The organism is Streptomyces sp. NPDC111656 (assembly GCF_055656965.1).
Map to the genome: position 1 here is coordinate 12,730 of NZ_JBVKCA010000024.1, position 14,433 is coordinate 27,162.

The 14,433-nt window shown below is 72.4% G+C and carries 10 protein-coding genes; 5 read left to right on the forward strand and 5 right to left on the reverse strand.

The features are described from left to right. Positions 1-79: 79 nt before the first annotated feature. The 3 genes from ACZ7M3_RS43730 to ACZ7M3_RS43740 all read right to left on the reverse strand — a co-directional run bounded on the left by ACZ7M3_RS43730 (position 80) and on the right by ACZ7M3_RS43740 (position 5,703). Positions 80-1,579 (reverse strand): DUF5719 family protein, encoded by a 1,500-nt coding sequence (locus ACZ7M3_RS43730; RefSeq protein ID WP_472071291.1) that lies wholly within the window; start codon positions 1,577-1,579, stop codon positions 80-82. Beyond that, complete coding sequence (locus ACZ7M3_RS43735; RefSeq protein WP_472071293.1) at positions 1,576-5,253, reverse strand: glycosyltransferase family 2 protein; 3,678 nt, start codon at positions 5,251-5,253, stop codon at positions 1,576-1,578. Before ACZ7M3_RS43735 ends, ACZ7M3_RS43730 begins: the two co-directional genes overlap by 4 nt. A 186-nt stretch (positions 5,254-5,439) precedes the next feature. Beyond that, the gene (locus tag ACZ7M3_RS43740) at positions 5,440-5,703 is read right to left on the reverse strand and encodes a WhiB family transcriptional regulator (RefSeq protein ID WP_003975777.1); all 264 of its coding nucleotides are present in this window, start codon (positions 5,701-5,703) and stop codon (positions 5,440-5,442) included. A 706-nt stretch (positions 5,704-6,409) separates the two neighbouring features. Here ACZ7M3_RS43740 and ACZ7M3_RS43745 point away from each other — a divergent pair. The 4 genes from ACZ7M3_RS43745 to ACZ7M3_RS43760 all read left to right on the forward strand — a co-directional run bounded on the left by ACZ7M3_RS43745 (position 6,410) and on the right by ACZ7M3_RS43760 (position 10,391). Continuing rightward, positions 6,410-6,901, forward strand: a complete 492-nt coding sequence (locus ACZ7M3_RS43745) for a cysteine dioxygenase (RefSeq protein ID WP_472071295.1) — start codon at positions 6,410-6,412, stop codon at positions 6,899-6,901. A gap of 62 nt (positions 6,902-6,963) precedes the next feature. Further along, on the forward strand, positions 6,964-7,923 hold the full coding sequence (gene cofD, locus ACZ7M3_RS43750) for a 2-phospho-L-lactate transferase (RefSeq protein ID WP_355308025.1): 960 nt from the start codon (positions 6,964-6,966) through the stop codon (positions 7,921-7,923). Further along, positions 7,827-9,326: a coenzyme F420-0:L-glutamate ligase gene (locus tag ACZ7M3_RS43755; protein ID WP_472071297.1), complete on the forward strand. Its 1,500-nt coding sequence runs from the start codon at positions 7,827-7,829 to the stop codon at positions 9,324-9,326. Before cofD ends, ACZ7M3_RS43755 begins: the two co-directional genes overlap by 97 nt. 51 nt (positions 9,327-9,377) lie before the next feature. Next, positions 9,378-10,391 carry a DNA-3-methyladenine glycosylase family protein gene (locus ACZ7M3_RS43760; protein ID WP_472071299.1) on the forward strand — a complete coding sequence of 338 codons (1,014 nt, stop codon included), beginning with the start codon at positions 9,378-9,380 and terminating at the stop codon, positions 10,389-10,391. Between the two features lie 439 nt (positions 10,392-10,830). Here the strand turns inward: ACZ7M3_RS43760 and manB are convergent, their stop codons facing one another. Next, positions 10,831-11,913: a mannose-1-phosphate guanylyltransferase gene (manB, locus tag ACZ7M3_RS43765; protein ID WP_472071301.1), complete on the reverse strand. Its 1,083-nt coding sequence runs from the start codon at positions 11,911-11,913 to the stop codon at positions 10,831-10,833. Between the two features lie 119 nt (positions 11,914-12,032). Beyond that, a complete protein-coding gene (locus ACZ7M3_RS43770; RefSeq protein ID WP_472071303.1) occupies positions 12,033-13,367 on the reverse strand; it encodes a peptidoglycan recognition protein family protein in 1,335 nt (444 codons plus the stop codon). 129 nt (positions 13,368-13,496) lie between these two features. Here ACZ7M3_RS43770 and ACZ7M3_RS43775 point away from each other — a divergent pair, with 129 nt between their 5' ends. Then, positions 13,497-14,252: a TIGR03089 family protein gene (locus ACZ7M3_RS43775; RefSeq protein WP_054236903.1), complete on the forward strand. Its 756-nt coding sequence runs from the start codon at positions 13,497-13,499 to the stop codon at positions 14,250-14,252. The last annotated feature ends 181 nt before the right edge of the window (positions 14,253-14,433 follow it).

The window sequence follows — 14,433 nt, forward strand, 5'->3', positions numbered from 1 at the left end:
ACCCGCCCGAGCAGTTCTGGGAGGACGGTCGCGACGCCACCGGGTCCCCTCGAGGACCCGGTGGATCACCCGTACGCGATCACTTCTTCAGCAGCACCGACAGATCCTGGTCCGCCTCCGGTACCGCCACCGTCCCGCGGTCGTCCGGGAGGGTCTGGATCGTGAACCCGGGGACGCCCTCCCGGGCGGAGGCGAGGGTCCTGGAGGCGTAGACGGGGCCTCCGGAGACGGGCTCGACCGTCAGGGCGTACGTCCCCTTGAGACCGGCCGGTACCGGTGCGTCGACGTCCTGGGTCGTACCGCCCTTGATCGTGTACGTCTTCGTCGCCGCCGTACCGCCCTCGCTGCCGGCGGACGCGGTGACCTTGACCTGGGCGCTCCCGCCGGGGGCGGACAGGGCGAGCGTGGTGCCCTTGGAGCTGTTGTCGGCGACCGTCGCGCGCCCGCCGACCGGGCTGGTGGCCGGGATGAAAGCCATCTCCTGCTTGCTGCCCTTGCCGCGCACCACCTGCAGGGCCGCGACGACCGGCGCCGAGGTTCCGGTGGAGGTGAGCACCAGGGAGCCCGCTTCGCCGCGCGTGACGTCACCGAGGTCGGCCGCCGCGGTCATGCCGGCCTTCACGTGCAGCGTCTCGTTGCCGGCCGGTGTGATCAGGCCCGAGGGCGAGGCGAGGCGGACCTTCAGGTCGGCGTCCTGGTCGCCGGGCGCGAAGGCGACCAGCCGTACGGCCGTGGCGTCCTTGGGGATGCCCGGCATGACGAGACTGCCCGCCGGGTCGGTGGAGGCGGCCAGCCAGTCCCCGCCGATCTTGTCGTCCAGGGCCTGGACGGCGGCGCCGACGCGGCCGCTGCGGACGGTCACGTGGACGGTGAGGTCGGCCTGCTGCCCGCTCGCGAGCGTGCTCAGCAGGATCGGCTCGCTGGCGTGCGGCTGGACCGTGATGCCCTCGCCCACCGTGGACTTGAGGGTGCCGTCCTTGCCGTACAGCTCGACGTCGACGACGGCCGCCGAGTCGTCGGGGTTGGTCAAGTGCACATAGTCGGTGCGGCCGGTGGCGGTGCTGACGCCCGGGAACCAGAACTCGGTGTCCGGAGCGGTGCAGTTGGTGCCGAGCAGACCGCGGCCGGTGCCCGCGGCGACCGCGGTGGTCTCCTGGACGGTCCAGCCGGGCGCGAACTTGCCCTCGGCGGTGCCGACGAGGGCGGGCGGCTCGGCTCCGGAGCCGTCACCAATGGCCGGCTTGCCGGGCTCCGCCGGCTTCAGGGCGGGCTTCACGGTCTTCTTGCCGGTCTTCTTGCCGCTCGCGGAGTCCGCCGACTCCACGGCCGCGGCCTGCAGTTCGGCCTTGCCGCTGTCGGCGGCGCCCTGGGTGACGGGCGTGTACGACGTGTACGACGTCTCCGCGATCTCGGAGGTGCTGGGCTGCGGGCAGAGCAGGCTGGTGCGCTCAACGGGCTGCTGGGTGGCCGCCTTGGCGGCGTTGTCGCCGGAGGCGGCCGGCGCGTTGAGCGAGGCGAATCCGGTGACGGCGGCGAGCGCGGTCGCGCCGGCGATCAGGGACAGGGTGGTGCGGTTCACTGCTGGCTCCCGTCGGGGCGCTCACTGTCGGTGCCGTGCGGCGGCTGCGGAGGCGTGTTCGGGTCGTAGGCGGCGTCGTAGCCCTGGCCGGTCCCGTCGTAGCCCTGGTAGGTCTGCATCGGGTCGTACGGCGCCGTGCCCCCGTAGGCGTACGGGTCGTACTGGCCCGCCTGGTAGGGGTCCGCCTGGTACGGCTGCTGCTCGTAGGTGCCCGCCGGGTACTGCTGCTGGCCCTGGTACTGCTCGCCGCCGTAGGTGTCGTACTCGGCGCCCGCGTAGGTCGATGCGTCCCACTCGTCGTACGCCTGCTGCTGCGGGACCGATACGGGCGTCTGCTCGGCCTCCTCCTCCGGAGGAGGAAGGGCGCCCTCTTCCTGGACGGCCTGGTCGGACTGCTCCGCCTCGGCCTCGGCCTGGGCGCGCAGGCGGCGGGCGCGGCGGCCCTCGCCCGTGACGTCCTGGGCGGGGACGACCGGCTCGTCGGGGAGGTCGTCGTCGACGTCACGGCGCCGCCCGGGCAGGGCGAGGACCACCAGGACGACGGCGAGCGCGCCCTGGGCCCACAGCCAGCCGGTGTGGCTCATCGGGGCGTCGAAGGTGACGTCCAGCCTGCCGCCGCTCGCGGGCAGTTCGAAGCCCTGCGCCCAGCCGTCGACGGTGGTGCGGGTGAGCGGCTTTCCGTCCAGGGTCGCCGTCCAGCCCACGTCGGCCGTGTCGGCGAGACGCAGCACTCGGCCCTCTCCCCCGGAGGGGATGGTGGTGTGCAGTTCGACCGGCCCGGCGGCGATGGACAGGGCCTCGCCGGACTTGGGGACGATCGAGGCGCGCGAGACCTGGCTGTCCAGGCGCCACAGGGCGCTGCCGTCCTGCTGGCTGAGCCGGGTCAGGCCCGGGGTGGCGTCCAGGACACGGCTCATCTCGCGGGGCGCGCCCTTGCGGACCAGGACGTAGCGCACGGCGAAGCCGCCGAGCTGGTCGGCCTGGTCGGCGCCGGAGCCCGCGACGAGGTTGGCGACGACCTTGTCGAGCTTCTCGTTCTCGCCGCCCTCGGCCGCGAGTTCGCCGTCGCCCATGCGGGCGCCGGAGCCGCGGACGAGGGTGTAGCCGACGCGGGCGCCGGAGTCGCTGTCGAGGACGAGGGTGCGGGCCTGGTCGCGGGTACCGCTCTCCTCGGCGACGAACGCGGGCACCTGCACCGGGTCGCGACGCTCCACGGGGCCGTCGGCGCCGCCGAGGACCCATCCGGCGGCCAGCAGCAGCGGGCCTGCGGCCGAGGCGAACGCGATGAGCGCGGCGACCGGCTGGCGCCAGCCGAAGCTCTGCTCGGCCACCCGCGCGCGTGCCCCGTCGGCGCCGATGGTGGCGGCGGCGAGCAGTGCGACGCCGTAGACGAGGGTGGCGGGTCCCGCCCAGGCCGACTTGTTGGACAGCACGGCGAAGACGAGCGCCACCAGGGCGACGACCCAGGCGGCCCACGCCGCTCGCTGCCGCTCGCTGCGCATCAGGGCGGCCAGCGCCGCCAGCACGATGCCGATGAGCATCAGCCCGCTGACCGTGCCGGAACCGCCGGGGCTGGCGCCGAGCAGGTCGAGCGCGGAGGCCGCGCTCGCGCCGTAGGGCATCCCGGCTTCCTTGAAGAAGCCGAACGGGAGCAGGGTCAGCGACCAGGGGGCGAGGACCAGCAGCGGGGTGCCGAGCTGGGCCAGGTATCGCGGCCCGTAGGCGGTGATTTCCCTTCGGCGCACTACGAGGAGGGCGATTCCGAGGACCAGCGCGATGGGCCACACGATCGGCGTGAACGCCGTGGTGAACGTCAGCAGGAGGGCGTACGCCCAGGTGGCGCGCCAGCTGCCGCGCGCGCCGGAGGAGTGGGCCAGCCCGCTGGCGGCGATGCCCGCGCGCGCGATGAGCGGCAGCAGGATCGCGAGGACGGCGGTGCCGATGCGGCCGCCGGCGAGGGCGCCGGCGGCGGCGGGCAGGAAGGCGTACGCCACGGACGCCCAGGCGCGCAGCAGGCGCGACTCGACGAGGGGGCGTGAGGCGAAGTACGCGGCGAAGCCGGCCAGCGGGACGGAGGCCACCAGGAGCACGGTGACCGCGAGCCCGGTGGAGCCGAGGAGCAGGGAGGACAGCAGGGCGACGAGCGCGAGGTACGGCGGCGCGGTCTCCGTGCCGCCGGCGCCCACCGGGTGCCAGCCGTCGACGTAGCGCGACCACAACTCGGAGGCGTCGGCGGGCGCGGGCAGCAGCGCGCCGCCCGCGAGCGACCCGCTGCCGAGCAGGCCGCGGCAGGCCAGGAGGGAGACGAACAGCAGCACCAGGAAGAGCATCGGGCCGGGGTTGCGGGCGATGCGCTTGAGCCGGGCGAACTGCTCGATCTGCAGGAAGTCGGCGTCGTCGCCGCCGGGTCCGGACTCGACGGCGCCGCCGTGCCGTCCGGCGCCGGTGGTGGCGTCGGGGTCGTCGCTGCCCATGAAGTTGCCCGCGACCTGCTCGACCGTGGCGCGCACGGTGGCGCCGGGCGGCGGGAACAGCGGGCGCAGTTCGCCCTTGTCGACCTGGGGGCGACCGCGTCTGCGGCGGCCCGCGAGGATCCGCTCGGGGCGCAGCAGGATTCCCAGCAGGCCGCGGATCTCGTCGACGGCCTGTCCGGGGACCTTGCCCACGAGGTAGGCGACGGTGCGCAGCAGGGTGCCGAGGACGAGCCGGATCAGGATCCAGGGCAGCTGTGCCGTACGTGCGTTGACGAGGAGGGTGTAGACGGCACCCGCCTTGTCGACCTTGTGCGGGGAGGCGGCGGTGCGGCCCACGCAGTCGACGGTGCGGCGCTCGCGGGAGGCGGCCTCGGCGTGCCGGACGACCGCTTCGGGGGCGACGAGGACGCGGTGTCCGGCGGCCTGGGCGCGCCAGCACAGGTCGACGTCGTCACGCATCAGGGGCAGTCGGCGGTCGAATCCGCCGAGTTCCTCGTAGACGTCGCGGCGGATCAGCATGCCGGCGGTGGACACGGCGAGCACGGGGTGGACGTGGTCGTGCTGGCCCTGGTCCTGCTCGCGGCGGTCCAGGCCCGTCCAGCGGCGGCCGGAGTTGGCGATGGTGACGCCGACCTCCAGGAGCGCTCGCCGGTCGTACCAGCCGCGGAGCTTGGGGCCGACCACGGCGACTTCCCTGCCGAGCTCCTGCTCGCTCTCCACGACCCGGAGCAGCTGGGCCAGGGCGTCGGGCTCGGGGGCGCTGTCGTCGTGCAGCAGCCAGAGCCACTGCTCGGGCTCGCCGTGCGGGAGCTCCGGCATGTCGTAGGCGTCGTCGCGCCAGGTCCGGGTGACCGGGTCCCAGCCGCTGGGGCGCTTCAGATAGGGCAGGTCGTCCGGCGTGAGCACACCGGCGCCGCGGGTGACCTCCTCGACGGCCTGGCCGAAGCCGGTGCGCCGGGCGAGGTGCAGCACCCGGTCGGCGCCGAGTGCGTCGGTCAGCAGCTGGGCGGAGTCGTCCGCGCTGCCGGTGTCGGCCGCCACGGCGTTCTGCACCGGGCGCTCCTGGCCGAGCAGCCCGGCGAGCGCTTCGGGCAGCCAGCGGGCGCCGTCGTGGGAGACGAGGACCGCGGTCACCACGTGGCGCGGAAACTCAGGTGTGGCGGCGTCGTGTGGGACTGCCGAATGGCTGTGCACGGACATCGAGGTACGGGCCCCGGTTCGATGGACTGCGGTGGACGCCTGTGTCCGGCGGGGACAGCGGGACGTCTCGGACGAGGGCCCACACTAACGGCTGGGCAACACAGCGGCCCGCCGCCTGTGGATAACCCACCTGCGACGGGCCGTTCTTACCTGCCGGTATCGGTACGAGGGGTGCGCGCCGTGCGGTCAGACGGCGGCCTTCTTCAGCCTGCGGCGCTCGCGCTCGGACAGACCGCCCCAGATGCCGAACCGCTCGTCGTTGGCGAGCGCGTATTCCAGGCACTCGGAGCGGACCTCACAGGCGAGACAGACCTTCTTGGCCTCGCGGGTGGAGCCGCCCTTCTCGGGGAAGAAGGACTCGGGGTCGGTCTGGGCGCACAGCGCGCGCTCCTGCCAGCCGAGTTCCTCGTCCGCGTCGTCGACCAGCAGTTGCTGCACCAGCTCGGTCATGTGCGCCCCTCGTCTGTCTTTCGCGTCCCCGTGATGCTGCCGTTACCGATTTCGGCTGAACGACACGAGTGAAATTACAAGTGTGCCGATCCGGGCCAGTCAAGCCGAGATCTGCTATTGGGCCCCTTATTCACTCTGCGGAACCAAGGCTATGCGGAAAGTGTTCAAATCGGCATAAACCCTGACAGCCCCAAAGGGCCCGTCCGGACTCCCGACCCGCCACCGGGAAGGACGCCCAGAAGTTCGATCTCGTTCCGACGCGAACTCCGAAGAGAACCGGATCACATTTGGATCACGGGATCGCATCGAGGTTTGCGCGCCCGGTTGTGCGCCATGTGTCCGGGGTGGCTCCAGAGCAAACCTTTCGCCATACAGATGAACCGGATGAGGTGAAACATTTCCCACATAGCGGACATGAAGTTGACAGTCGAGGTGTGAACCGATGTCCTTATGGGCATGCTCGCGAACTTGGCACTCACCTCGACCCGCACCGCCGGGTCCCGCGGTGCTGCCCACGCTCGCTGTAGCTGTTGTTGCTGTCCCAGCTGTTGAGCCGTACCGCGCTCCGGCTGCCTCGCCGCCACTGAGGCGAATCCCCGCCCCGCTTCCGGGGCGATCGCCCGTACCAGGGCACCCTCCCCGTCCGTGATCCGGACGGAAACGGCCCCGCGACACCCCAGCTCTCCGCCGAGGAACCACCGCACCCATGAACAGCGACAGCGACCTCCAGATCGCCGGCGACATCCTCGAAGTACCGCACCTGCTCCAGCCGCCGCGCGAGCACCCCGCCACCGTGTCCGAGTTCGTCGGCCTGGCTCGCTCCATCGCCGCCGAGCGCTCCCAGTGGGAGCACCTCGTCCAGTACGACGCGACCTCCCGCTGGTACCACCGGCTGCGCACCGGACCCGGCTACGAGGTGTGGCTGCTGTCCTGGGTGCCCGGACAGGGCAGCGGACTCCACGACCACGGGCGCTCCTCCGGCGTACTCACCGTCCTGGAGGGCGCGTTGACCGAGCGCACGGAGCGCGAGACCCGCGCGTTGGGGGCAGGATCCCAGCGGGTGTTCGCGCCGGGGTACATCCACGAGGTCGTGAACGACTCCCTGGAACCGGCCGTGAGCCTGCACGTTTACTACCCGGGTCTTACCGAGATGCCGATGCATTCGGCCCAGTGCGCCCCGGCCGTCGTCACGGCCTGAGGGCGCCCGCGGTCTCGTAACCGCCTCACGCGTTGTCGTACCCGCCTGCCAGACTGAACCCCATGCGCATTGTGGTTCTGGCAGGCGGTATCGGTGGTGCCCGGTTCCTGCGTGGTCTCCAGCGGGCCGTGCCGGACGCGGACATCACGGTCATCGGCAACACCGGCGACGACATCCATCTCTTCGGCTTGAAGGTCTGCCCGGACCTCGACACGGTGATGTACACGCTCGGCGGCGGCATCAACGAGGAACAGGGCTGGGGCCGGACCGACGAGACCTTCCATCTCAAGGAGGAGCTCGCGGCCTACGGGGTCGGGCCCGAGTGGTTCGGGCTCGGCGACCGCGACTTCGCGACGCACATCGTGCGGACGCAGATGCTGAGCGCGGGCTATCCGCTCAGCGCGGTCACGGAAGCCCTGTGCGACCGCTGGAAACCGGGCGTCCGGCTGATTCCCATGTCCGACGACCGCGTGGAGACCCATGTCGCCGTCGAGATCGACGGACAGCGCAAGGTGATCCACTTCCAGGAGTACTGGGTGCGGCTGCGGGCATCCGTGCCGGCCGAGGCCGTGGTGCCGGTGGGCGCCGAGCAGGCCAAGCCCGCACCGGGTGTCCTGGAAGCCGTCGCGGAGGCGGACGTCATCCTCTTCCCGCCGTCCAACCCGGTCGTGTCCATCGGCACGATCCTCGCCGTGCCCGGCATCCGGGAGGCCATCGCCGACGCGGGCGTGCCCGTCGTGGGCCTCTCCCCCATCGTCGGCGACGCGCCCGTGCGAGGCATGGCCGACAAGGTGCTGGCGGCGGTCGGCGTCGAGTCCACGGCCACGGCGGTCGCCGAGCACTACGGCTCGGGGCTCCTCGACGGCTGGCTCGTCGACACGGTGGACGCGTCCGCCGTGGAGCAGGTCGAGGCGGCCGGGATCCGGTGCCGGGCCGTGCCGCTGATGATGTCCGACCTGGACACCGCGGCACAGATGGCGCGCGAGGCGCTGACGCTGGCGGAGGAGGTGCGGGAGTCGTGAGCGGACGGCTCTCTCCGGCTTCTCCGGAACAAGTTCCGGAAGATGTTCCCGAACACGCTCCCGGACAAGGGCGCGCGGGCGATCAGGAGGGGGACGCCTCCGTCGCCTCTCCCGGTTACCGGGTCTGGGCGCTGCCCGGGCTCCCCGAGGTGCGACAGGGTGACGACCTCGGCAAGTTGATCGCCGTCGCCGCGCCCGGGCTGGTCGACGGGGACGTTCTCCTCGTCACCTCGAAGATCGTGTCCAAGGCCGAGGGGCGCCTGGTCGAGGCCACCGACCGAGAGGCCGCCATCGACGCCGAGACCGTACGGGTCGTGGCGCGCCGCGGGGCCCTGCGGATCGTCGAGAACCGGCAGGGGCTCGTGATGGCCGCCGCCGGGGTCGACGCCTCCAACACCCCGGCCGGCACCGTCCTGTTGCTGCCCGAGGATCCCGACGCGTCCGCGCGGGCCATCCGGGACGAGCTGCGCGACACCCTCGGGGTCGACGTCGGCGTCGTGATCACCGACACGTTCGGGCGGCCCTGGCGCACCGGGCTCACCGATGTCGCCATCGGCGCCGCGGGTGTACGGGTGCTGGACGATCTGCGTGGCGGCACCGACGCGCACGGCAATCCGCTGAGCGCCACCGTCGTCGCCACCGCCGACGAGCTCGCCGCCGCCGGTGACCTGGTCAAGGGCAAGGCCTCCGGGCTGCCCGTCGCCGTCGTGCGCGGACTGCCCCACGTGGTGGCCGAGGACGACGGGGAGGGGACACGGGCGATGGTGCGGGGCGCGCGCGACGACATGTTCCGGCTCGGCACGTCGGAGGCCGTACGGGAGGCCGTGACCCAGCGGCGTACCGTACGGGCCTTCACCGACGAGCCGGTGGATCCGGGCGCCGTGCGGCGGGCCGTGGCCGCGGCCGTCACCGCTCCCGCGCCGCATCACACCACTCCCTGGCGGTTCGTGCTCCTGGAGTCCGAGGAGTCGCGTACGCGGCTGCTCGACGCCATGCGCGACGCGTGGATCGCGGATCTGCGGCGGGACGGGAAGAGCGAGGAGTCGATCGCCAAGCGGGTGCGGCGCGGTGATGTGCTGCGCAACGCTCCGTACCTCGTGGTGCCGTGTCTCGTCATGGACGGGTCGCACACATACGGCGATCCGCGGCGGGACGGGGCCGAGCGGGAGATGTTCGTGGTCGCCGTCGGAGCGGGGGTGCAGAACTTCCTCGTCGCGCTCGCCGGGGAGCGGCTCGGGTCCGCGTGGGTGTCGTCGACGATGTTCTGCCGCGATGTCGTACGGGACGTGCTGGAGCTGCCGGAGGGGTGGGATCCGATGGGGGCCGTGGCGGTCGGACATGCGGCGGAGGAGCCTCGGGCTCGGCCCGAGCGGGATGCCGGGGCGTTTGTCGAGGTGCGGTGAGACCAAGCGCCTACTCTCGTAGGGCACCCCGAGTTTCCTAGGACCCCTTTCGTGGCTGGACGTTTCGCTCCTCGGCCGACGCGTACGACTGTGCGCGGCGGGCATGTCGCCGTGCCCGCGGATGCTTCCGGCGGGGTGCCTCGGCAGGCGGTCGCACCTGGGCGTACGCGCACCTGGACGCCGCCCTGGCCGGTCGATCTCGGGCTGGTGCTCGGGCCGCTGCGCCGTGGACCCGGCGATCCGACCTTCCGTGCGACGCCGGACGGGGCCGTGTGGCGGGCCAGCCGGACGCCCGCCGGGGCCGGTACGTTGCGGGTCTCGGCGCGGGGTGGGGTGGTGCGGGGCGAGGCGTGGGGGCCGGGGAGCAAATGGCTGCTCGAACAGCTCCCCGAGATGCTCGGCGCGGCCGACGATCCCGATGCCTTCGAGCCTCGTCATCGGCTGGTCGCCGTCGCGCGGCATCGGCGGCCGGGGTTGCGGCTGATGCGTACCGGGCTGGTGCTGGAGTCGCTCATTCCGTCCGTTCTGGAGCAGAAGGTCACGACGGACGAGGCGTATCGGGCGTGGCGGTTGCTCGTACGGAAGTTCGGGGAGCCTGCGCCGGGGCCCGCGCCGGAGCGGATGTCCGTCATGCCGGAGCCGCGGACGTGGGCGCTGATTCCCTCTTGGGAGTGGCATCGAGCCGGGGTCGACAACAAGCGGGCCTCGACGATTCTGCGGGCCGTTCGGGTGGCGGGGCGGCTTGAGGAGGCGGTGGGGATGGAGCCGGGGGCTGCGCAGGCTCGGTTGGAGTTGGTGTCCGGGATCGGGCCGTGGACTTCGGCGGAGACCGTGCAGCGGAGTCATGGTGCGGCGGATTCGGTGACCGTGGGGGATCTTCATCTGCCGGGGATCGTGGGGTATGCGCTGGCGGGGGATCGGGATGCGGACGACTCCGTGATGCTTTCGCTGTTGGAGCCGTATGCCGGGCAGCGGCATCGGGCGGCTCGGTTGATTCTGTTGTCGGGGCGGGCGCCTGCGCGGCGGGTTCCGCGGATGCCGCGGGGGGATATCGGGCGACTGTAGTCGTCCCGGTGCGGGCCGAGAGTCTCTCGCCCCCGCCGCCCCTACCCTCCCCCAAGCTCTCGGCTTCGCTCGAGCAGGGGGGACCCCCATCATCCCCAGGGGCTCCGCCCCCGGACCCCCGATCGCCCGAAGGGCTCGTCCTCAAACGCCGGACGGGCTGGAGATGCGGCCGGCCGGGGTGAGTGGGTGGGACGGGGGTGGGTGGGGCATCCGCCCCCGACCTCGTCCTCAGACACCGGACAGGCTGGAAGTACGGGCCGGGGTGGGTGGGGTCTGGATTTCGGACCCGGCTCCCGCCCCGGCCCCGGCCTCGCAACGCCGTGCGGACCGAGGCTTTTAGGGGCGCGGGGAACCGCGCGACCAGCCCCCACGCACCCGCAGCCGAACAACCCGCGGACAAGGCACTCCGCGCGTACCCGTTCTTCGGCCTCTGGCCGGCCTACTGGTCCGACGAGAAGCGGAGCGCCCCCGCTGGGATCTTGGCCTCACACCAGACTCTTACGCCCTCCCGGAGTTCGTTGTCGGGGCCGACCACCGCGCCGTCGCCGATGACCGTCCCGGAGAGGATGGTGCGTTCGCCGATGTGGGCGCGGGCGCCGACGAGGGAGTCGGTGATGACGGCGCCGGGTTCGACGACCGCGCCGGACAGGATCGCGCTGCCCGTGATGCGGGCGCCCTCGCCGATGCGCGCGCCGTCGCCGACGACCGTGCCGCCGGTCAGCTTGGCGTCGGGGGCGACCCTGGCCGTGGGCAGCACGAGACGGTCCCCGCAGCGGCCCGGGACCGCCGGGGAGGGCGCGCGGCCCAGGACGAGGTCCGCGGAGCCGCGTACGAAGGCCTGCGGCGTGCCCAGGTCGAGCCAGTAGGTGGAGTCGACCATGCCCTGGAGGTGGGCTCCGGTGGCCAGGAGGTCGGGGAAGGTCTCGCGTTCCACCGAGACCGGGCGGCCGGCGGGGATCGTGTCGATGACCGAACGGCGGAAGACGTACGCCCCGGCGTTGATCTGGTCGGTGACGATTTCCTCGGGGGTCTGGGGCTTCTCCAGGAAGGCCGTCACGCGGCCTGTCGCGTCCGTGGGGACCAGGCCGTACGCCCGCGGGTCCTCGACACGGGTGAGGTGGAGGGAGACGTCCGCGCCGGTCGTCTCGTGGGTCGCCACCAGGGCCCTGATGTCCAGGCCCGTCAGGATGTCGCCGTTGAAGATCAGGACCGGCTCGTCGGGACCGGAGTGCAGGCGCGCGGCCACGTTGCGGATCGCGCCGCCCGTGCCGAGGGGCTCCTCCTCGGTGACGTACTCGATGTGGAGGCCCAGCCCGGAACCGTCGCCGAAGTACGGCTCGAAGACCTCGGCCAGATAGGAGGTCGCCAGGACGATGTGCTCGACGCCCGCCGCTCTCGCCCGCGCCAGCTGGTGCGTGAGGAACGGGACCCCGGCCGCCGGAACCATCGGCTTGGGGGTGTTCACCGTGAGCGGGCGCAGTCGGGTGCCTTTGCCCCCGACCAGGAGGATCGCTTCTGTCACCTGTCGTCTCTGCTTCCTGCCGGGACCGGCCGAAGGATGATTCGGCCGGCCAGTGTATGCAGCCCGTAGTAAGAGGCCTTCGACGGCAGTGGGGTGCACTCGATGGCTCCGCTCAGACCTCAGCGGCCCTGGTAGCGGGCCGCGGCCGTTCTGGCCGAGCCGAGTTTGCCGTACAGGAGACTCCCCGGGCAGTCCGTGGCGAACCCGTCCCGATGACCAGAGATCACGTTCAGTCGTGCGTTCTTACCTTTTCCGTAGAGATTGCCACCGCCGGACTTCAGGTATGTCTTGGCGCGCGGATCGGCTCCGGAGAGACCGAGCTTCCATGCCGTGAGCCGCGCGATCGCGGTCACCGCGGCGGCGGCCGGCTTGGTGTTGCCGAAACTGCCGAGGACCGCGATCCCCATGCTGTCACTGTTGAAACCGAGGGTATGGGCGCCCATGACGGGCTTCGCCACACCCCCGGCGCGGCCTTCGTAGATGTTTCCGCACTTGTCGACGAGGAAGTTGTAGCCGATGTCGCGCCAACCGCTGCTCACTACGTGGTAGCGGTAGATACTGCGGATGACCGAAGGGGCTTGGGAGCAGCTGTAGTTGTTGCCCGAGGCCGTGTGGTGCACGAAGGCGGCCTTCACCTTTTTGGTGTACACGAACCCGCCTTCGCGCAGGCTCTCGTCCGCGCCCCAGCCGTGCCGGGTGACGATACGCGGGCGTGCACCGATGTACGGCTTCACGAGCGGGGCGCCGTCGCGGAGGGCCGGGGCCTCGCGCTCGGTCTCGGCCCTGGACAGCGCCGGGATCTCCGTCGCGCCGAACGGGGCGAGCTCGGCGTTGGTGGCGAAGGTGGCGTACGTCTCGGCGCTCTCCGCGCCCGCGCTCCCGTCGCCCGTCAGCGCGCCCCGGGGCGCGGGTCCCGCGCCGGGGTCGACGAGTTCGAGGTGCATGCCTCTGGGGAGCGGCGACTCGCCGGCTGCCGTGGCTCTTTCGTCCACCTGCGCCTGGACGCGGACCTCGACCCCGTCCGAGTCGCCCACCCAGAGGGGCGCCGTGGAGCCGCGCACCCGGCCCGAGCCGCTCTCGGCGGTGTCCGGGTCGGCCGCGTGCTCGTGGTTGTGGGTCTCGATGTCCTGCCAGCCGGACCAGCGGTTGGCTCCGGTGGCACGGGTACGGACCTGGACGCGACCGCGCAGTTCGGTGTCGGGGTCGTCCCAGACGACCCCGACCAGCGAGAACGTCCGTACGCTCCGTCTGCCGAGGCCCTGTTCGGGCGCGGCTGGTCCGAGCGAGCGGTCGCCGGAGAGCGGGACCAGGGGGAGGGACTGGGTGCTGCCCGGCGCGACGGGCTCGGTCCTCGCCGCCTGGGGTCGGGCCTGCGCCGGTGCGGACAGGGCCAGCGGAAGGGTGAGTGCGGCCGCGCAGGTGACGCCGACCGAGGAAGCAAGGATTCCATGCATGCCCCCGATCGTGGACATAGTCATACATATCTGTCCATTGCGGATTTGACGGGCCGTCGGGTCGCGCTCGGCCGAACCGGTGGCGCGGATGCCGCGTCCCGCCGGGCGCCCCCGCGTACGCTTGCGCGCGTGAACGCCACCGACCGCACCCCTGCCGACCTGCTGCGATCCGCGCTCGCCGCGGACCCCGCGCGCCCCCTGGTGACCTTCTACGACGACGCCACGGGTGAACGTGTCGAATTGTCCGTCGCGACCTTCGCCAATTGGGTGGCCAAGACCGCCAATCTCCTCCAGGGTGAGTTGTCCGCCGAGCCCGGCGACCGGGTGGCGCTGCTGCTGCCCGCGCACTGGCAGACGGCGGTGTGGCTGCTCGCGTGTTCCTCGGTGGGGGTCGTCGCGGATGTCGGGGGCGATCCCGGTGCCGCCGACCTCGTCGTCGCGGGGCCCGACGCGCTCGAGGCCGGGCTCGCCTGCTCCGGTGAGCGCGTCGCCCTCTCGCTCGCGCCGCTGGGACGCCGCTTCCCGACACCGCCCGCCGGGTACGCCGACTACGCCGTCGAGGTGCCGAGCCAGGGCGACCGCTTCCAGCCGTACGCGCCGGTGGACCCGGAGGAGGCCGCGCTGATCGTCGCCGGGGCCGAGCACACGGGGGCCGAGGTCGTCGAGCGGGCCCGGGCGGAGGCGGCCTCGCTGGATCTGACGGGGCCGGGGTCGCGGATCCTGTCCGCGCTGCCGTACGACACCTGGGAGGGGCTGAGCGCGGGGTTGTACGCGCCGCTCGCCTCCGGGGGGTCCGTGGTGCTCTGTCGTCATCTGGAGCGACTGGGCGAGGACGCGTTGGCCAAGCGGATCGAGAGTGAGCGGGTGACGTCGACGGTTCGGTAGCCGCCGGTCACCGTCCGGGCCGGACCGTGGGGGCCGGTCGCCTGTCGGGGCGGGCCCAGTGAGGGCCGGTCGCGCCTGCCGTCCCGCCGTGGATCCGTATCCGCCGGGGCCCCGCGCCCCTGACGGATCCCGTCACCCGTTCGGCCCCTTATCTGCCGCCGCCGCAGGGCCTCCGAGCCAT